This is a genomic window from Clostridium sp. DFI.1.208, assembly GCF_024463855.1.
Classification (GTDB): Bacteria; Bacillota_I; Bacilli_A; order Erysipelotrichales; family Erysipelotrichaceae; genus Clostridium_AQ.
The window spans coordinates 16882-35851 of record NZ_JANGCA010000004.1 but is presented as its reverse complement, the minus strand read 5'-3'; the positions used below and the strand labels follow the sequence as shown (position 1 = coordinate 35851).

15 protein-coding genes are annotated in these 18970 nt (G+C 47.1%); 5 read left to right on the top strand and 10 right to left on the bottom strand.

The window, feature by feature from the left end; genetic code table 11:
- Positions 1-160: 160 nt before the first annotated feature.
- On the top strand, positions 161-361 hold the full coding sequence (locus NE665_RS03160) for a hypothetical protein (RefSeq protein WP_233104553.1): 201 nt from the start codon (positions 161-163) through the stop codon (positions 359-361).
- Between the two features lie 499 nt (positions 362-860).
- Here NE665_RS03160 and NE665_RS03155 read toward each other — a convergent pair whose 3' ends face one another.
- Both NE665_RS03155 and NE665_RS03150 read right to left on the bottom strand, forming a co-directional pair.
- Entirely contained in the window at positions 861-1319 is a 459-nt protein-coding gene (locus NE665_RS03155; protein ID WP_117443482.1) for a thioredoxin, read from the bottom strand.
- Positions 1320-1401: 82 nt separating this feature from the next.
- Positions 1402-1629, bottom strand: coding sequence for a hypothetical protein (locus NE665_RS03150; RefSeq protein ID WP_117443481.1), 228 nt, complete (start codon positions 1627-1629; stop codon positions 1402-1404).
- A 138-nt stretch (positions 1630-1767) separates the two neighbouring features.
- Between NE665_RS03150 and NE665_RS03145 the strand changes: the two genes are divergently transcribed.
- A complete protein-coding gene (locus NE665_RS03145; protein WP_233104552.1) occupies positions 1768-2370 on the top strand; it encodes an NUDIX hydrolase in 603 nt (200 codons plus the stop codon).
- Between the two features lie 410 nt (positions 2371-2780).
- Here the strand turns inward: NE665_RS03145 and NE665_RS03140 are convergent, their stop codons facing one another.
- Positions 2781-3854 (bottom strand): transaldolase family protein, encoded by a 1074-nt coding sequence (locus tag NE665_RS03140; protein ID WP_117443479.1) that lies wholly within the window; start codon positions 3852-3854, stop codon positions 2781-2783.
- Between the two features lie 235 nt (positions 3855-4089).
- Here NE665_RS03140 and NE665_RS03135 point away from each other — a divergent pair, with 235 nt between their 5' ends.
- Positions 4090-4869, top strand: a complete 780-nt coding sequence (locus NE665_RS03135; protein ID WP_117443478.1) for a DeoR/GlpR family DNA-binding transcription regulator — start codon at positions 4090-4092, stop codon at positions 4867-4869.
- A gap of 394 nt (positions 4870-5263) precedes the next feature.
- On the opposite strand, the gene NE665_RS03130 is transcribed toward NE665_RS03135, so the two are convergent.
- The 5 genes from NE665_RS03130 to NE665_RS03110 all read right to left on the bottom strand — a co-directional run bounded on the left by NE665_RS03130 (position 5264) and on the right by NE665_RS03110 (position 11920).
- Positions 5264-5797: a hypothetical protein gene (locus NE665_RS03130; RefSeq protein ID WP_117443523.1), complete on the bottom strand. Its 534-nt coding sequence runs from the start codon at positions 5795-5797 to the stop codon at positions 5264-5266.
- Between the two features lie 293 nt (positions 5798-6090).
- Positions 6091-6999 carry a glycyl-radical enzyme activating protein gene (locus NE665_RS03125; protein ID WP_117443477.1) on the bottom strand — a complete coding sequence of 303 codons (909 nt, stop codon included), beginning with the start codon at positions 6997-6999 and terminating at the stop codon, positions 6091-6093.
- Positions 6993-9413 carry a formate C-acetyltransferase/glycerol dehydratase family glycyl radical enzyme gene (locus NE665_RS03120; RefSeq protein ID WP_117443476.1) on the bottom strand — a complete coding sequence of 807 codons (2421 nt, stop codon included), beginning with the start codon at positions 9411-9413 and terminating at the stop codon, positions 6993-6995. Before NE665_RS03120 ends, NE665_RS03125 begins: the two co-directional genes overlap by 7 nt.
- 248 nt (positions 9414-9661) lie before the next feature.
- Positions 9662-11053, bottom strand: coding sequence for a glycoside hydrolase family 1 protein (locus NE665_RS03115; RefSeq protein ID WP_117443475.1), 1392 nt, complete (start codon positions 11051-11053; stop codon positions 9662-9664).
- Between the two features lie 105 nt (positions 11054-11158).
- Entirely contained in the window at positions 11159-11920 is a 762-nt protein-coding gene (locus tag NE665_RS03110; protein ID WP_117443474.1) for a DeoR/GlpR family DNA-binding transcription regulator, read from the bottom strand.
- A gap of 437 nt (positions 11921-12357) precedes the next feature.
- Between NE665_RS03110 and NE665_RS03105 the strand changes: the two genes are divergently transcribed.
- Both NE665_RS03105 and NE665_RS24740 read left to right on the top strand, forming a co-directional pair.
- On the top strand, positions 12358-14139 hold the full coding sequence (locus tag NE665_RS03105) for an exosporium glycoprotein BclB-related protein (protein ID WP_117443473.1): 1782 nt from the start codon (positions 12358-12360) through the stop codon (positions 14137-14139).
- Between the two features lie 187 nt (positions 14140-14326).
- Positions 14327-15841 carry a collagen-like protein gene (locus NE665_RS24740; protein WP_117443472.1) on the top strand — a complete coding sequence of 505 codons (1515 nt, stop codon included), beginning with the start codon at positions 14327-14329 and terminating at the stop codon, positions 15839-15841.
- Positions 15842-15902: 61 nt separating this feature from the next.
- Here the strand turns inward: NE665_RS24740 and NE665_RS03090 are convergent, their stop codons facing one another.
- Entirely contained in the window at positions 15903-18251 is a 2349-nt protein-coding gene (locus tag NE665_RS03090) for a hypothetical protein (RefSeq protein WP_178760003.1), read from the bottom strand.
- Positions 18245-18970 (bottom strand): ATP-binding cassette domain-containing protein, encoded by a 726-nt coding sequence (locus NE665_RS03085; RefSeq protein WP_117443470.1) that lies wholly within the window; start codon positions 18968-18970, stop codon positions 18245-18247. Before NE665_RS03085 ends, NE665_RS03090 begins: the two co-directional genes overlap by 7 nt.

Here is an 18970-nt window from a genome sequence, read left to right as displayed (position 1 = left end):
ATCAAAATGATATACTATAGTTATAAAAAGGAAGGATTCAAACAGGTGATGATAATGTTTGGAAAACTAAAAGCAAGGCTGCACGGAAAGCTATGGTCGTATAAAAAAAATCGAGGATGGTTTCTATCTATATCGCGGATTACCCTCCAAATATGTAACTGTGGAATATTACGTTAACCAGCAGCGCTACGAGGTCAGACAGCTGATTTACAGTATCCTTCCTGCGCACGAGAAGAAGCTCAAGCTGCAGGAGCTTCTGCGTATTAAAATCAGTGAAAATAATCCGAAGGATGCTTATATCAGTGAATTTGACGAGCCGCAATATAAGCTTTGGTATTATGTGGATAAAGCAAATAAATAAGAGACTGTTGAAAAAGTAACTCTATGAATTATGTGTCTCATGAAAGCAATGATTTCATAAGGATAGTGGAGAAAAATCCCTTGTGTTCTCTTCAACCTCATGTACATGTGATGATAACGATACATGAAATCGTCTGTTTTTTTCAGCAGTTTCATAAATACCCCCTTACCCATACGCCTGTCCCACAGGCTTGCATTCTTGAAGCCATAAAGAAAGAGAAAAGTGTGGTAGCTATATCGACTCATACGGATTTTAGAAAAATTCAAAGCAGATGGAATCCAGCAGCTGCCTTTCCTCCATATTGGAGATTGAAAAAGAATATTCTCGCCCTTCTGCTATTCTCATGCATACTTTCCAGGACAGTGACCTGCTGTCATCTACCAATAAGAAATCAGGATTGAATTGCTTTGACACCCCATATTTTCTAAACAGAACCATAAAAAAGTATTCCGATATAACAGGAAGACACCCTTATACAGAATACTTTTCTTTTGTCCTTTTATTTTTTCTCATCAAGCTTATAGCGCTGTACCCAGTTATCGAATTTTTCCTCCGTTAAACCATCATCGCCGTTTTCCAGTAAATTTTCCAGCTTTCCTTCCTTCACATAGTAAAGGGAAGGTGTTTCATTCATTCCTGGAAAGGTTTTCCGTATCGTATTCAAATCGGATTTTCGCTGAGAAGCAGGGGCTTCATCCAGAACAACGTCATACAATACGACGTTATGATCCAGCAGATATCCATCCAGCATTTTTTTGAATTCTATACAATGGGAGCAGGTAGTCTGTGTAAATACAATGGCGAAGCTTTCTTTTTTATCCACCATTTTCTGCATTTCGGAAACTGTGATATTTTCCACCCTTCCCGGCTCATCGTCACGTTCATATTTTGAACTGCAGCCTGTCAGAAGCAGCAGTGTACAGGCGGCAATTCCACATAATCTGATAAATTTCTTCATATACGACCTCCATTTGACTTGTTATCAGTATAGCGTATTTTCCGTAAATTGAAAAGCAGGGATGTCTAGCAAAATCTGCCAGCTATTGCTCATGTAAAGAACCAATCTGTTGTTCGATCTTTTCCTTTACCATTTCCTGCTTGTCTGCTTTTACCTTACCGAGCAGATACAGCAGCATGCGCTTCAGCTCCCCCATATCAAATTCCTCTTCAAGAAATACATCCATAGCCATATTGCATTCATCCTCGTAGGTACGATCCATATTGGATGTAATCAGTACAAATAATCTTTCTGCAAGTCTGGTATCCATAACAGCACCTCCGTTTCTTCTCTATCATCATAGCATATCAGCAGACAGATTTCCTCAATCTGTGATTATTTTTACTTCTATGCTTTTACACTATGATATCCTGTGCTATCCTTACAGTAGAAAAGAGGCGAATGTATAATGATGAAACAACCAGTAAATGCCAAAGGTCAGACAGAGGAGGAATTTTTAAAGACATATGATGCCAGCCGTTACCCATGCCCTGCTCTCAGTGTGGACATGCTTATATTTTCTAAATACGAAAATCAGCTGAAGCTGTTATTGATTCGCAGAAAAAATCATCCCTACATACAGCAATGGGCCTTACCCGGAGGCTTTCTGGATATAGAGGAGGATATTCTGGACGCAGCCTATCGCGAGCTGAAAGAAGAAACCTCCATCGAACGCGATCAGGTACAGCTTTACCAGCTGCATACCTATGGGGCCGTCCACCGCGATCCCCGCATGCGGGTGATATCCGTTGCCCATGTTGCGCTGATTCATCAGGAAGTACAGGTTGCGGCAAAGGACGATGCAGAGGATGCGGCATGGTTTGAGGTACAGATAAAGGATGAAACGCTGACGCTGTCTCATGCTCAGCATCATATGCAGTATCATACGAAAACAGCACGCAGCATAGATCCGAAGCAGGAGTCTCTCGCATTTGATCATATACAAATGATTCTGGATGCGCTGCATTCCTTAAAGCTTTTACCGATTGCTTCACATACCACACTGTTATAGAATTCTTGCATATACGAAGCAGCATGATCACTTTATATCCTGCTTCTGAAGGAATGCATGCCTGAATGGAGACATACAGGGCTTGTCGTTACCTGGTTTTGGGCATAAAAAAATGCAAAGCGTTATCAGAAATATCTCTGGCTTTGCATTTTTCATCATGGAAAGATTTCCCCTTTCCTATACTGCTTCTGCAGCAAAATGGTCTCTCATAGATCTATCGCTGATCGAGCACTCTGGATCCGCTGTTAGTCCTGTACAGCTTTTCGAGGCTGTCTGCTTTATATGGTGTCAAGCAGCCATAACACATATGACCTGTATAGCTTTTTTGTATGCTTATGTAGACATACCCTCAGAACTACGTTTCTGTCAGTGCGTGCAATCAGCAGCCACACGTTGAAAGCGGGAGCTTGTTAACGGATGGGATTTGGCAACAGGATATCGCGAACCTTATGTACTGCCTTTTCATATTCTTCTGTGAAATATCGAATCGTCAGAATAACAGGTCCAAAGCTGTTGAAATCATCCTCTGTGAAGGACCCTTCTGTATATGCCTGCACAAACGGTGTAAGCTTATACAGCTGTTCCAGTTTATCCTCAGCCACTGCCTCACTCATATAATCCTTGATTTCCACATCACAATTTGCGAATCGCTTCTGCCATTTTGCCGGAATTGTCATGATAATGTCCCCTCCGATAAATTCAGACCAATGCAGCTGATGACGATAGTAAGCCGTTAGCACTCTGGTTTTATAGCCGCGTTCCTGAAATATATGATATACCTTTTTACAGATTGCCACCCCGCACCATGGAAATGCATCCGGATGTACAACAATATCCCTGCTTTCTGCATAGGATTTCAACCAGTCCTCCTGCATCCCCAGCAGTACGGCACATACCGGATTCAGCTCTGCGTTGGACAGCCCCTGCGCTGTACGCCGCTTCATTCCTCGCTCGATTGCTTCCGCAGCCGCAACGGCCTGATCCACACTGAAGCAGACGGTTGCCATAACGCTGATTCCTCGAAATGTCGCCTCCTCCATCGCCTTGATTCCTTCCTTTGTGGAAGGGATTTTCACCTGCATATTCGCTCCGCAGCTGTTTACTTCCTCTGCCATGCGTACCATTTTTTCCGTATTGCTGTAATCATAAATGGATGTCTGAATCGAGAAACGCCCCTGCTTCGGATTTCCCTGCTCCCAAAGCGGAAGCAGAATGCTGCTCCTGCGTTTCCCCATTTCCAGTGTCCATGCCCAGATCATTTCCTGTTCATTATATTCCGGATGCTGTCTTTGCAGCTCACGAAGCACCAATGCATGCTCCCTGCCTTCTTCATTGCACAGCATACGGGATACCCAGGTAGGACTTGTCGTAATACCGGTAATTCCCTGTGTCAGTCCGTATGCATGATCATCTATATGGAAAGAATCCGTCCATAGCTCCGTCTGTGGATATTTCTCACGCATTTCAATCAGTTTACTTTTCATAATCGGCTTCTCCTTTTTCCTTTTTCTAATTGTGCCTACATCATAAAGCATTTTTACACAAATGCAATATGATTCCTGTATTTTCAGAACAAACAATCGAAAAAGCTTGTTTTCTATAAGAAAGAAAAGGATTTATACAAATAAATACAAATCAATCCCAACATCATATTTAAAATCATATTGACGAAAGTCTTTGGCTGCGATACCATGAGGCTATAGAAATGAGGGATCTTCTATGGCAAAAACTACACAGCAGAGAAGAAATGAAATCTATCGCATCATCGTATCACAGGGGAGTGCCCGTGTAAGTGAACTGGCGGAGCAGCTGCAGGTCACAACCGAAACGATTCGCAAGGATCTCAACTGTATGGATGAGCAGGGCATCATCATTAAAAATCATGGCGGTGCCGAGATAAAAAACACCTATTATCAGCTGCCGCTGGATGTTAAAATGAGTGAGCATGTGTATGAAAAGCAGCTGATTGCACGCAGAGCACTGAACTTTATTCAGGATAACACCGTTCTTTTCCTTGATCCGGGCAGTACGATCCTGTACCTTGCAAAATATCTGCGTCTGCGCAAGGGCTTGACCGTTGTCACCAATTCTCTTGCGATTGCGTCTATGGTATCGGAAACCACACATCAGCTGATTATTGCAGGGGGACTGCTCCAGAAGCAGGGGAAGGCTGCCGTCGGCGGCTTTACAAACAGCATAATTGATGCCATCCATATTGATACCGCCTTCATGGGCTGTGATGGATTTCTTGACTCGTTTGGACCGGCGACCTTTTCCCATGAGGAAATGGAGGTCAAGCAGCATGTTCTGCGAAAGGCACAGCAGAAGATTTTGTTGTGCGATTCCTCGAAGTTTCGCAAGTCCTCCTCCTATACCTTCGCAAGGTGGTCTGACTACGATGTATTGATAACTGATCAGATCACAGAGCAGGAGCAGCATATGGTGAGCGAGGTAAAGCAGCTGATTTGTGTATCAGATGAGGATTATGAATTTCTATGATACGATTATGTATGACAGGAACGCTATGTTTATATTGTATCTGTTGAAAAGCCTCTCATCCTTTACAGACTACAAAATAACACGCGCAAGCATAGGAAACCACAAAAAAACAGGCAAGGGTAGACACAGGAAAAATACAGGTATAGTGTTATAAGTTGAGAGGAAAAATTACGATACTTTGATACACATAGAAAAATGTCCTAAATACACTTATTTAAAGCGTTTCGGACATTTTTTTCATTACTTGGTGCTACAGATTGGAGAAAGCCTGATAGAAATTCAACTTTCCAGCGATATATGATACGATGTCTTCCTACTTACTTATCTTGGGAAAGACTTTGCTTATTCGCATATTCGCATACATTTCAAAAACATCCTGAAAACAAGGATATGCTTAGTCAAGCAGAACTACAACCGTATCCTTTAAGGGATTCACAGAGATTTTGCGAATCATGTTATGGATGTATGTAAATAAACTATCATAGCATTCCATAATAGCCTTACCCTCAACCAGATAATCCACGCCATCAGCACTCATATACAGCTTTTCAGAACAATACAGCGGTGATACGATGGTACATTTTCCATACCATAGACAGGACGGCATGCGGTTTTCTTTTATCCACTTCATATAATCCGGGAGGTTTCTGCTTTTCAGTGCTTCCACCTCCTCCTTGATTTCCTTCGCTTCAAAATCACACATAATCTGTGTCTGTTCCAAAAGAAATGAGAGAAAATGCTCCTGAAGCACATCTTTTTTGAGTGTGAAGAGTACGCTGTCCTCAAGCTCCTCTACATTATAAAGCTGCATGTTAAACCATGAATTGAGCATATCTGTTATCCTGTCCCTATCATATGCAAACCCCCATCTGTCCTTTTTCAATACATAAAGCTCATTCGCTACTCTCAGTCTAATAAATTGTCCCATGTCAAGACACTCCTTTCCTGCTCGGGATAACAAAAAAAAGGCAAGCACACTGATGGTATCCTCCATCAATGATACTTACCTCTCTAACAATCCATGAACCCCGGTATATTCCGGACTCCGCCAGGTTTCTCACCCTGTAGCCTTCATTTCATGCTCAAAGTTATCACGATTACATTTATGTATTTATTGTATCATATTTTTTACTAATTGAAAGACCTTTTGAGTAATTCACTCCATTATCATAACAGAACAAAGAACGCTATGATAGAAACAAATGACAGCCGACAGTACGTTCACTCTTTTTCCATATACATTGGCAGATTGAGCCTTCGGCCTTCCTCCATACAATAGGTCAGTGTTTCAGCATCCGGACAGGCATCCTCCTGTATCGGATATGCCAGTTCCATACTTTTATACTTTCCTTCTCCCAAGGCATGATATGGTAAAAGCTCTACTCGTTGTACCGCAGAACCCAGTGCTGCCGCAAACTGCAGTCTTTTCAGCAGATCGCTTCGATCATCGTTATACCCCTTCACAATGACCATGCGAATCCACATCGGCTTGTGCATCGCCGCCAGTCTTCTTGCATTATCAAGAATCCGGCCGTTGTCTGCACCGGTGATTTTTTTGTGTAATGCAGCATCAAAGGCTTTGATATCATAGAGAAACAAATCGCAATAGTCCGCAACCCTTTCCAGCTGTTCCCATGCCACATCCCCTGCGGTATCCACACAAACCGCAATCTGCTTCTGCTTCAGCAGATAGAGGGTATCACACAAAGCCGCAGCCTGTAACAGCGGTTCCCCTCCGCTAAACGTTACACCACCTCCGGATTCCTCATAATATGTGAAATCCTTTTCCAGCTGCTTTGCGAGCTGTATGGGCTCCATCCGCATCCCAACCTGTTCAAGAGCATCAAAGGGACAAGCCTCCTCCAGCTCTCCAGCCATATGCTGTGCACAGGGATGCATATGAATAGCACCATCCTCCATGTATACAGCCGTTGGATACGCATGCACACAGCTCTGACAGCCGCGGCACAGCGATGAAAAATGAAGCAGCTTATCGTATGGTAGCATCAGCTCCGGATTGGAGCACCATGCACAGCGCAGATTACAGCCAATCAGAAATACGGTGGATCGTATCCCCGGGCCATCCTTTGTGGAATAGCGCTGTATGGTCGACAGGTGTAAGGCTACCATGTATTCTCCGTACGTGCGATGATAGCCTCCTGTGCTTCCGGCATCAAGGAAACAAATTGTGCACAGTAACCGGCAACACGCACGATCAGATCCGTATAATCCTGTGGATGCTCCTGCGCCAGACGCAGCGTTGCACTGTCGATGACGTTGAACTGATTATGGTAAATGTGCTTTTTCGCAGAGGCCATCAGAAAGTCAACGAACTTATCGAGATTTTCCTCTCCTGCCAGTGCACCGCTGGAGAATCGCATATTCAGCAGCTGTCCTGCCGCAACCTGTTCATTCGGCAGCTTAGCAACTGAATTGATAACCGCGGTAGGACCGTTTGTATCTGTCCCCTGTGTTGGAGAACAGCCTTCATTTAACGGGGTACCTGCAAATCGTCCATCCGGTGTTGCACCAACGACAAAGCCGTTTGGTACATAGGAGGTGATATTGCTGGTCGACATCGTATAGCAGCTTACTGCAGGCCCCTGCTGATAACGCTGTGTACGATACTGCGGAAGCAGCTTCAGATAGGAATCAAAAACATTCTTAACAATTTCATCCACCGCATCATCGTCATTTCCAAACTTGGCAACATGACGTATTTTTTTATGAATTTTAGCGGATTTCAGAGACTGCCAGTTATCCTGCATAGCATTCATCAGCTCTTCCCAGGTTACCGACTGCTCTTCAAATACCAGCTTCTTTACTGCGTATAATGCGTTTCCGACAACACACGGTCCGATATTGGACTGTGAAATCACATCATAGCGGCAGCCACCCTCCTTCAGGGTTTTTCCCAGCTTCATGGAGTCCTGTATAAAACAGCTTGCGAAAGGATCAGCATCATATTTTACCAGAGAATCATCACAGATTGCATCGCATTCCACCGATATATCAGAATAGAATTTCAGCAGCTTTTCCCAGCCCTGCCACAATTCCTCATAGCTCTTAAACGTAACAGCATCCCCGCTTTGTCCATTTACCGACAGCATTTGGATACCGCTTGCAGGGTCTACACCGTTATGCAGCAAAATCTCCAAAACCTTGCCCCAGTTGACATAGGTCATACCGGTAGCCCGATGTCCGTATTTTCCCGGTACCCCGGTTTCCACACAGCCAATCGGACAATAGTCCAGCGCGTCCTCCTTCGCAATTCCCAAATCCTCGATTCCCTTTGCGGCCACCTCATCATTGAACATGCTCGGCATTCCGCATCCGGTGCGAATCAGCAATGCCGCCGCCTTTAGGAACTGCCTCGGTGTTTCCAAATGATAACGGACAGAGAAATTCGGTTCCGCTAACGACGTCAGATGCATCGCTTCAATACATAGATAGGAGAGCTCGTTGGTACCATCGCTTCCCTGTGGTGTTTTGCCTCCGACAACCAGATTGGAATAAAGCGGATAGCCCTGTGAGTATTTTGTATGACCGTAGGGACGCACCTTATTACAGGAGGAATTCATTATGAACATATGGGTGATGATTTCCAGTGCCTGATCCTTTGTCAGCACACCCCGCTTTAGATCCTGTTCATAAAGCGTTCGCATGTACTGGTCGAAACGGCCATAGCAGAAGGAATGCCCGTTGCTTTCAATCATCTGCAGAACATGCACCATATAGCACACCTCTACGCCTTCATAAAAGCTTCTGGCCTCCTGTTCCATCATGGTTGAAGCCATATGCGCGATTACACGCAGCTCCTGTCTTCTTTTTTCATTCGGTTCATGCTCCGCCATTTCCTCGGCAAGCTTGGCAAATCGCTGAAAAAACAGCAGTGCCCCTTCCAGCGAAATGATAACCGCCTGATAGTAATTGCGCTGTGCATCCTGCAGGTCAGCATGTGTCAGGGCATGCTTCGCCTCATTGATGATCGAGCGAAACCCTCTGTTCAATATCATGTCATGATCCGGTACAATGTGACCGTCCCCGGACATGGAAATACCGCCGCGATGAAGAACTCCCTGCTTCTCTGCAAGACGGATATTCTCGCTGAGGTGTGCATTGACCTCATCCTCATGGGTATGCTGCAGCCAGTATGGTGCTATGCTTTTCAGCTCCTGCTTTACTTCCTCACTGATCTGAAACACATCACCGCTTCGCTGATCGAAAGTATCCAGCTCATCAATGACCCACTGAATGGAATATTCCGGAAATATTGGTGCTGCGAAGTTTGTAGATGCCTGATTTCCGAAAATCAGAGAATGCGGCTGAATATAGATATCCATATGGGCAAGGGTATAGGCAAATGCCTTTGCCTTGCGGATAATATACGGTTCTCCTTCACTTTCCTGAAATGAGCGTGTATACAGAAGAGCACGCTGCGAGCATATACTGGCAGTGCGTTTCTCCATAACATGACGAAGAGAATCGATGCGCTTCCAGTCAACGCCGGATGCTGCAGGTGTATAAAATAGAAAATCTTTCATAAGCGCCCTCCTCATAGCTGACAGCCCGCTTCGATAACAAATGTGCACGCCCCTTGCATGTCATCACCATGCTCCCTTGCAAGCATCATTCCTATGAAATCATGCAGACTGCGTCAAAGAATCAAAGGTATCAGGATTCTTTCTATGCTTATTATAATGGGAATTCATCCGATAAGCAAGCCATTTGCGCTCACATTATTCCGATTATGCATATTTATGTTTGTTTTATCACACACAATCATGCATTTTCAATCATCCAGCTGCATTTTTTCTAATATATCTCGAAACCAGTATGCCGATTTCTTCGGAATCCTTTTTCCTGTCGTTACGTCCAGCTCCAGCAGACCGTAACGGTTTTTAAATGCATTGATGGCGGATACATTATCAATATAAGACCATACAAGATACCCATGACAGTGACAGCCTGCCTCTTTTGCCTTCAGCGCATATCGCAGATGCTCACGGAGGAAGGTGATCCGGTAATCATCGTCAATACTTCCCTGTTCATTGCGGTAGCGCTCCTCATGTGCAATACCGATACCGTTTTCGCTGATCAGCCAGTCCGGATTGCCATATTCATGCTTCAGGCGCATGCCGATATCATAGACAGCCTGCTCGTAAACCTCCCAGCCGCGGTCCGCATTGAATTTGCGGTCCTCCTTGATCCATGGCTCATAATACAGCTTTGGATGGAAGGGACCGGTATACGGATGACGGCGCGCCTGCACCCGAATCGGAAAATAGTAATCAATGCCAAGCATATCAATGCGATGTGCTCGGATATGCTGCAAATCCTCTTCCTTATAGCTAAACATGCAGTCATGCAGCTGCAGCTGATGCAGCAGTTCCGCCGGAAATTCTCCCTTCAGATACGGGTCCAGATACAGACGCACATGAAACAGATCGGCATACCATGCTGCTGTTACATCCTGAATCTCTCCGCTTTTCGCATAGACCGGTGTCATGTGTACCATTGCCCCCATGCGGCATCCATAGGAGCGATACTGCTCCATGCATGCGACTGCATACGAGGTTGCCAGTATCTTATGAAAATGTGCCTGATAAGCGGTTTTCGGATCATGAGTGAACGGATACCATATGGCATCCATATACCCGTTATCAATGGGGATGTTCGGTTCTGTAAAGGCGAACCACCAGGTTACCTGATCTGCAAAACGCTGCAGCACCTCTTTCACATAGATGATGTAGCAGTCCAGCGTTTCTCTGCCTGCCCAGCCGTTAAAGCGTTCGATGAGTATGGCCGGAAGATCCCAGTGCTCAAGGGATATCAGCGGCTCCATTCCCGCCTCCCGTATGGTTTTGATTACATCACCGTAATATGCAGCTGCCTCTTCATCCACGATACCGGCAATCGGATCCTTCATAAACCGCGCCCACTGTATCGTAAAGCGGAAGGCTTTCATATGAAGTGATGCCATAGTATGAATATCCTCTTTGTAGCGGTGATAGAAATCGGCCGCCTTGTCGGGTCCGACTCCGTCGTGCCATTTTTCCGGTGCTGATTCATAGAACAGCTCTGCCCAGCTTTTCTGTTCTTTGCTTTTTCCTGCCACACCTTCAATTTGCCATGCACTACTGCTTGTTCCGATTAAAAAATCTTCAGGTATTGTCCTTACCATAAAACCCCTCTTTTCTTTATACTCTTATGATAAATCAGGAAGGGCAATCAGGAAAGCGTTTTCTTACATTTTGAAAAAAAAGGTTGAACCTTTTTTTTGTTCAGCCTATTCCACAAATTTCATATTCTCAGGAAGGTTTTCCACAGCCTCATCCAGCGTATTACAGAATATCTGTTCAAAGGCATCCGTATTCGTAAATTTGCAGAAGCCCTTTACAAACAGCTTGCTATCATCAATCAACAGATAGCTGTGATTGCTGTTTTTCATCGCAATCTCCTTCAATTCTCTGGTTCCCATTTCTGCAGTATAGCATTGCCCACTGATAGGATCCATGCCTGCACAGCCGATAAAGGCCCTGTCGAAATTGTAAAGACCAAGCATATTCTGTGCCATTGGACCTTCACTCATGTGATATTTTGCATTAAAGTCCCCACCGATGATAATTATCTGTGCAACCGGATCATGCAGCCGCTGTACGATGAGCTGGTTATGTGTCACGATTTTGATGGGGCGACTTTGCAGATAGTCAATCATTGCGACAATACTGGTTCCTCCATCCAGAAAGACACACTCTCCATCCTCTACCAGCTCACTGGCACTGCGGCAGATTCTGGATTTTCTGTCAAAATTGATCAGCATGCGATCCTGCATCAGCAGCTCTCTTGATTCCGTTAAAATCTGATTCAGACTCTCTCTGACAGCACCGCCGTGCACCCTTCGCACCTTTCCTTCCTGCTCCAGCTCCATCAAATCACGACGGATCGTTGTTTCACTGATATTAAGCTGCTTGGCAACATCCCGTACATGGATGGTTCCTTCTCTTTCCACTTTCTGCAACAAATATAATTTACGCTCTGTAGACAGCATATAATCACCTCATTTATGCTAACAGTATAGCATATGCCTAAAAAAAAATCTTTACCTGTCTGCGAATTAACGCATAGAAATATTCTTGTGTCTTGCCATTTACCACTTGTATAGCAATCCGTATTCAGATCGATGAAATGCAGGTCTCGCGTTTTATGAGGGCTGCTTCCGTTTCTGCTTACTCAGCTTTGGCGTACTGCTACTCTGAAACATGTATCAAATGCATTGCTTATGACCTTCAGCAGGATAAGCCGTTGCATAGCAAATCCCTGCTTCCTTCAAAAATTCAGCATTGATATCATCTATGTCAACATATATGTCCGCTGCGTTTGCTTTGTTTGCGAGAATTAAATATTTTTAGATATCTGGGGGATTGTCGATGTCTGCTTTTCTTTATCAGCATATTGTATAACGTATTAGAAAGCGAGGTGAGCAATATGCATTACGATGATTATAATTACAACGATGAGTGCTGTAGCGAGGATTCCTCATCCTGCGACTTTGACTGTAACAGCTGTTGCCAGGGACCACGAGGACCACGGGGATTTCGAGGAGCGACAGGACCAAGCGGACCGACGGGGGCGACTGGGGCGACCGGTCCAGGTGTAGGCGCTACGGGGCCAACAGGCCCGACTGGTGCAACTGGAAATACCGGCAGTACCGGTGCTACTGGACCGACGGGACCGACTGGGCCGACAGGAAATACCGGTGCGAGTGGAAACACGGGAGCTACCGGAGTGACCCCGGTTATTACCGTTGCCGGAACTATAACCGGTGATCCTGGAACACAAGCCAGTGTCGATGAGACATTTTCACCTTCCGGTGCTTCTTTGCTGTTCACAATTCCTGCAGGACCTACCGGGCCGACTGGCAATACTGGTGCCACTGGGCCTACGGGGAATACAGGCCCTGTCGGACCTGCCGGAGCGACTGGGGCGACAGGAGCGAGTGGCGTAACAGGGGCTACAGGTAATACCGGTGCTAATGGTGTGACTGGACCAACCGGACCGATGGGTAACACCGGAGCCAACGGCGTTAGCGGACCAACGGGAAATACTGGTGCGACAGGACCAACTGGTGCAACAGGAAGCATCGGTGCAACCGGGACTACGGGACCAACGGGCGCTACTGGAAATACCGGAGCCGATGGTGCAATCGGACCTATGGGAGCTACTGGACCAGTAGGCAGCACTGGAGCTACCGGAGGAACTGGACCAACCGGAAGCACAGGAATAACAGGACCGACGGGGGCTACCGGGAATACTGGGGCTGATGGCGTAACAGGACCAACGGGCGCTACTGGAAACACTGGGGCTGATGGTGCAATCGGGCCTGCCGGAGCGACCGGGGCAACGGGAAACACGGGATTAACCGGAGCCACAGGACCGACGGGGGCCATGGGAAACACCGGGGCTGATGGTGCAACCGGGCCAACTGGAGCAACCGGAAATACAGGACCTGATGGCGCTGATGGACCTACCGGACCGACAGGTGCGACAGGAAGTACAGGGTTGACAGGAGCTACCGGGCCAACTGGAGCTACCGGAAACACCGGAGCGGATGGGGCGACTGGACCGACAGGGGCCACTGGGGCTACAGGAGCTGATGGTATTATTGGCCCTGCGGGTGCAACAGGTCCCACAGGAAGCACGGGCTTAACCGGGGCTACAGGTGCAACCGGAGCGACCGGACTAGCAGGAAGCTCTGCAATTATTCCTTACAGCTCTGGCATTCCATTATCCCTGACAACGATTGCAGGAGGACTGGTCGGTACACCGGGCTTTGTCGGCTTCGGCAGCTCTGCACCAGGCGTCAGTATTGTTGGCGGCATCATAGACCTTACCAATGCTGCTGGTACGCTGACAAACTTTGCATTTTCTATGCCAAGAGCAGGTACCATAACTTCGATTTCTGCTTTCTTCTCAACCACCGCTGCTTTGTCACTGGTTGGCTCTACTGTAACAATCACAGCAACACTTTACCAATCTACAGCACCAAACAACTCCTTTACGGCTGTGCCTGGGGCTACGGTGGCACTAGCTCCTGCGATCAGCGGGGTAATCGCTATCGGAACCATATCCTCGGGTACAACAACAGGACTGTCAATCGCAGTTACGAACCAGACAAGACTGCTGCTTGTATTCACCGCTACAGCTGCCGGCTTGAGCCTTGTCAATACAATCGCCGGCTATGCCAGCGCAGGGATCGCTATATCCTGATCAACTGATGCAGCTTCGACCAGCTATCCTTTTCACAATACCGGACAATCGGCTTCTCTGCTGATTGCCGGATACTTAAATATGCAAACGAATCAGCCATCTTTTCATTGGAACAGGGTCAATATCATGCCCCATTCTAAATCTCTGCCATATACTAAAATGAATTAAAAAAATTGAGGTGAACGATATGCATTATGATGAGTATGAATTTGATGACAAAAACTGCTGCAATGAGTGCAGTTCTTCATCCTGCGATTGCGACTATGACGTATGCTGCTGTCCGGGGCCGCGCGGTCCGCGAGGATTCAGAGGTCCGGCGGGAGAAACAGGTGCCACCGGAGCTACAGGAGCACAGGGCGCAAGCGGAGCCACAGGCGCTACCGGGTTATCGGAAACAATAACCATACGTTCGACGACAACTGCTGATCCAGGAACACCTGCTCAGGTACATGACAGCGGAGGACCAAATCATGTATTGGATTTCGTCATTCCACGCGGGGATACCGGTGCTACAGGAGCCACGGGACCGACTGGGCCTGGAGTTGGAGCTACCGGGCCGACAGGACCGACAGGACCGACAGGCGCTACGGGGATTACCGGAGCCACAGGGCCAATTGGGGCTACAGGACCGACGGGCGCTAATGGAAATACCGGACCGACTGGGGCAATCGGAGCGACTGGTGAGAATGGTGCAACAGGGCCAACCGGACCTGCCGGACCTGCCGGACCAACCGGTGCTACCGGAATTACTGGGGCCACAGGTGCCACAGGCGTTACTGGTGATACCGGACCTACAGGGCCTGCCGGACCAATCGGTGCTACCGGAATTACTGGGGCCACAGGGGCTACTGGCGCTACTGGGGAAACCGGGCCTACAGGGCCTGCCGGACCAATCGGCGCTACCGGAAACACCGGGGCCACAGGCGCTACTGGGGAAACCGGACCTACAGGGCCTGCCGGACCAATCGGTGCTACGGGAATTACCGGGGCCACAGGTGCCACCGGAGCTACAGGTGCCGATGGTGCCATAGGAGCTACAGGTCCTACAGGCGCTGACGGAGAAATCGGGCCGACCGGACCAACTGGTGAAACCGGTGCACAGGGAGATATCGGACCAACAGGACCAACACCAGTCGTAACCATTGGTCCAACTACAACATCCGAACCGGGAACAGAAGCTGAGGTTACCTCCGTAGATACACCGGATGGTATAGAGCTTACCTTCACCATTCCACGCGGAGATACCGGACCTGGCGGCGGTGGAACACTTTTGGCATACGGTGGAAAGTACAATGATACCGCACAAACCTTGAGTCTGTTGATCGGTGCCGAGCAACAGCTGCCTCTTCCTGTAGATATGCCTGCCTCCAATGTTGACCTTACACCGGCAGATGCTTTAACAATTGTTACCAGCGGTGTTTATGAAATCAACTATATGTTCAATGCCTCCGCTTCACTGGGAGCGGCAGTTACACTGAGCGTGCGACGCAACGGGGTATCTATTCCAAGTACAGAAGAACGCCATCTGCTGGCAATCGCAACGGAATCCATCTATTCCGGCAGTGTGATTGAAACCTTATCAGCCGGTGATGTAATCGACATGGCCGTCAGTGCGGCTATCGCTTTGACTCTGACACTGAGCACAGGCGTCACCGTTACACTGAGCGTGAAGCGCCTGGATGATACTGCGGCAAATCAATAGTAAAAACGTAAAAGAAAACACTTCCCTCTGCTGTATGCAGAATAAAGGAAGTGTTTTTTTCTTAGACCTGTTTATCAAATAAAAGAGCAAGCCGATAGCATAGTATGGTATATACAGAATAGCCAAGTATGGAGAACAACAGATTCCACATACCGGAAACAGATGTCATACAGCTTTCATTAAACAGCAGCGGATACAGACTCACAGCATCCAGAATATGAATTCCTGCAGCTGACAACAGCAAAGGAAGCAGAAATATCAGAAGAGCCGATAACAGCGTGAATAGCTGCTGACGGACACGGACGGAAACCATGAAGCAGAACATGATTACCGGAAGCAGGGCAAAAAGTCGGAGCAGGGCTGCACCAATCATAAAGCATGCGATACTGATACCTCCCGGCAGCTGGGCAAATTCCTGCAGGGATGTAATCGATGCAGTGCTGCATGGAAAACCATAGGTTTTTGCATAGACCAGCAGCTGTGGAAGACGTGCCATGATAAGCAGAGAAACACCGCACAGAAAGGCGAGGATCAGCTTTCTGTTTACCAGTGCCTTTTTGGCATGTACGCAGGTCTTTAATAAAATCTGCCGTTTATTGCGATACTCTATACATTGCAGATTTGCAATGCTTAGCAGAAACAGGAAGAGAAAGATCAGCATACTCCAGCGATCCGATGAAAAGAACTGCCGCCGATAGCCAAAGGGAATGACAAATTGCCGATGGGAATCCTGCTTTACATATTCATATTCCTGCAGCACCTGCTGGAAGGTTTCCTCCTTCAACAGCATATTGGAAATCGGCTCCACCTGTCGGCGATATTGCGCCATACTGATTTCCCTTCGCTCAAGACGCTTTACCAGACGCTCCTCCTGCTTGTGTAAATCCGCAAAATAGGTCTTTTCCTTCTGAAGAAACGCTTCCTTCTCTTTTGTCACTTCCCCCTGCAGTGTCTGCATATAGGAGGACCACAGCCGTTCCTCTTCACTTGTATACACCTGCATATGTGAATAGCTGTACAACTGAAATCCGGCAAAGACCAGCAGGACGAGCGCTATTTTTTGTACCCAGAAAAGCTTGTAGCATTCCTGTGCCCACAGATTGCGTATAACCGGCATATGCAGACGCCGGATCCACACCGGAAGCTGGTAGCTGTGCGCAGCTTTTTCCACCATGCTATGCAGCAGCACAAACAAAAGCACAGCCACAGCCAGAAGCAATATGCTGTAAAGCATGGAAAGTGATACCGGATGTTGAAGCACATTGAAATTCACATAGCCCTGCAGCAGCTCGACAACCTGAAACAAACGAACCGGATTCAGATAATACAGCACACGGAAAGGACCGGTTGGCGACAGGAATATATGCATGGCGAAGGAAAGCAGAATGCAGGCAATCATGCTGAGATAGCTGATAACCCGATGCTTGAAAATGGTACAGAGCAGCAACATCGCCTGAGCGAATATCATACAGGTGCCTATCTTCAGAAAGAAAAACAGTAGAAGGAACTGTAGGATGCTGATGGGCAGTATCGACTGCTGAAAGGCCGCAAGAGATTGCAGTGATGCAGATAGGCGAATCCCCCCATATGCAAGCTCCATCAATAGAAGATTACCGCCATAAAACAAGCAGACAATCACCGCAGAGGATACAGCAATCGCAACCATCTTCGTATTTATATAGGTATGCCGGCCGCGCAGGGTTCCATAAAGCATCGGCTGCAGCTTACGCTGACTCTCCTGCTGATAGACCATCGTTGCATACAGAAATATTGCAAGCATGACAAGAACAGCGGTTACGGGATAAGACAGTGCTCGCAGCAGTGCATCCTGCAGCTGAAAGTCAATGGAAACCGAATGCATTGCCGCATAGTCCTCTTTGCTTTTTTGTATATTACGACTGGAGAAGCTGTCCTCCCTTGCAAATATGGAAATCGAAGAGATCGTTTTTGCCTTCTGTTCAACCTCCGTTAGAAAATTTGCATAGCCCTTCACCGTAGCTGCCTGTTCTAAGATCGGTTTTAAAAAGGCCGTTTCCGCTTCCAGATCACCGGTATACAAAGGTGGTGTACCACCGTTTTGCTCAAGCGCAGGGTACTGATCACGCAACGCCGCAATACGCGCCTCCGCCTGCGGATCGTGCTGCGTCTTCAGATTGCGGATTTGCTCACGGGCAAAGGCCAGCTCCACCTGATATGCGTGTTCCTGCAGATATGTGTAGCGTGCATCACTGGACAGGGCTTGTAAATGCGTGGATACTTTCTGATAGGCTGCTGTTTCAACCTTATTCTGTCCCCAGGTTTCGTAGGAGAGAAAGCCGATGTTGCACAACAGCAGCAGCAAAAGAAACAGCAGAAATCTTTTACTTCTCCACAGCTTATACAGCTCCATTGCATACAGATTTTTCAACATGCTGCTTCCTCGGCAAACATATGCAGATACAATTCCTCCAGTGAAGCAATACCCGGATGGTGAAGCAGCAGCTCATCCACACCACCCTGTGCCATCAGCCTTCCCTGCTTTAAAAAAATTACCTCATCTGCTATGGATTCCACATCGCTTACAACATGTGTCGCTATCAACAAGGTATGCTCCTTCTTCAGGGAATCAAATACACGGCGTAAAGACACCCGCTCCTTTGGATCCAGGCCTGCTGTCGGTTCATCGAACAGCAGAATTTCCGGATTCCCCAGCAATGCCTGAGCTACCAGTATACGCTGTTTCATGCCACCGGAATATGCACCACAGCGCTGCTTGAGGTGCTGCTGCATATTCACAAGCTGTGCAACACGCGCAACCTCCTTTTGTATCTGTGACTTACTGATATTTTTCAACAAAGCCATATACGTTAGAAACCGTTCTCCGCTAAATTCATCATACAGACCCTGCTGCTGCGGAGCATATCCGAGCAACTCATAATATGCCTGCTTTTGCTCACGGATATCCTTATCGTTATACAAAACACTGCCTTCCTCACATTTCAGCTGATTGCACAGGATATTCATCAATGTTGATTTCCCGGCACCGTTGGGTCCAAGCAGCGCATAGATTCCATGCGATAGACGCAAATCAATATGATGCAGCACCCGTTTATCCGCATAGGATTTACTTACATTTTTTATTTCCAGCAT

Bases quoted from the DNA above. Each gene is read 5' to 3' on its own strand.
- NE665_RS03145 (WP_233104552.1), top strand. From the start codon at position 1,768: ATGATGAAACAACCAGTAAATGCCAAAGGTCAGACAGAGGAGGAATTT.
- NE665_RS03140 (WP_117443479.1), bottom strand. From the start codon at position 3,854: ATGAAAAGTAAACTGATTGAAATGCGTGAGAAATATCCACAGACGGAG.
- NE665_RS24740 (WP_117443472.1), top strand. From the start codon at position 14,327: ATGCATTATGATGAGTATGAATTTGATGACAAAAACTGCTGCAATGAG.
- NE665_RS03135 (WP_117443478.1), top strand. From the start codon at position 4,090: ATGGCAAAAACTACACAGCAGAGAAGAAATGAAATCTATCGCATCATC.
- NE665_RS03125 (WP_117443477.1), bottom strand. From the start codon at position 6,999: ATGGTAGCCTTACACCTGTCGACCATACAGCGCTATTCCACAAAGGAT.
- NE665_RS03090 (WP_178760003.1), bottom strand. From the start codon at position 18,251: ATGTTGAAAAATCTGTATGCAATGGAGCTGTATAAGCTGTGGAGAAGT.
- NE665_RS03150 (WP_117443481.1), bottom strand. From the start codon at position 1,629: ATGGATACCAGACTTGCAGAAAGATTATTTGTACTGATTACATCCAAT.
- NE665_RS03105 (WP_117443473.1), top strand. From the start codon at position 12,358: ATGCATTACGATGATTATAATTACAACGATGAGTGCTGTAGCGAGGAT.
- NE665_RS03155 (WP_117443482.1), bottom strand. From the start codon at position 1,319: ATGAAGAAATTTATCAGATTATGTGGAATTGCCGCCTGTACACTGCTG.
- NE665_RS03085 (WP_117443470.1), bottom strand. From the start codon at position 18,970: ATGCTGGAAATAAAAAATGTAAGTAAATCCTATGCGGATAAACGGGTG.
- NE665_RS03130 (WP_117443523.1), bottom strand. From the start codon at position 5,797: ATGGGACAATTTATTAGACTGAGAGTAGCGAATGAGCTTTATGTATTG.
- NE665_RS03110 (WP_117443474.1), bottom strand. From the start codon at position 11,920: ATGCTGTCTACAGAGCGTAAATTATATTTGTTGCAGAAAGTGGAAAGA.
- NE665_RS03120 (WP_117443476.1), bottom strand. From the start codon at position 9,413: ATGAAAGATTTTCTATTTTATACACCTGCAGCATCCGGCGTTGACTGG.
- NE665_RS03115 (WP_117443475.1), bottom strand. From the start codon at position 11,053: ATGGTAAGGACAATACCTGAAGATTTTTTAATCGGAACAAGCAGTAGT.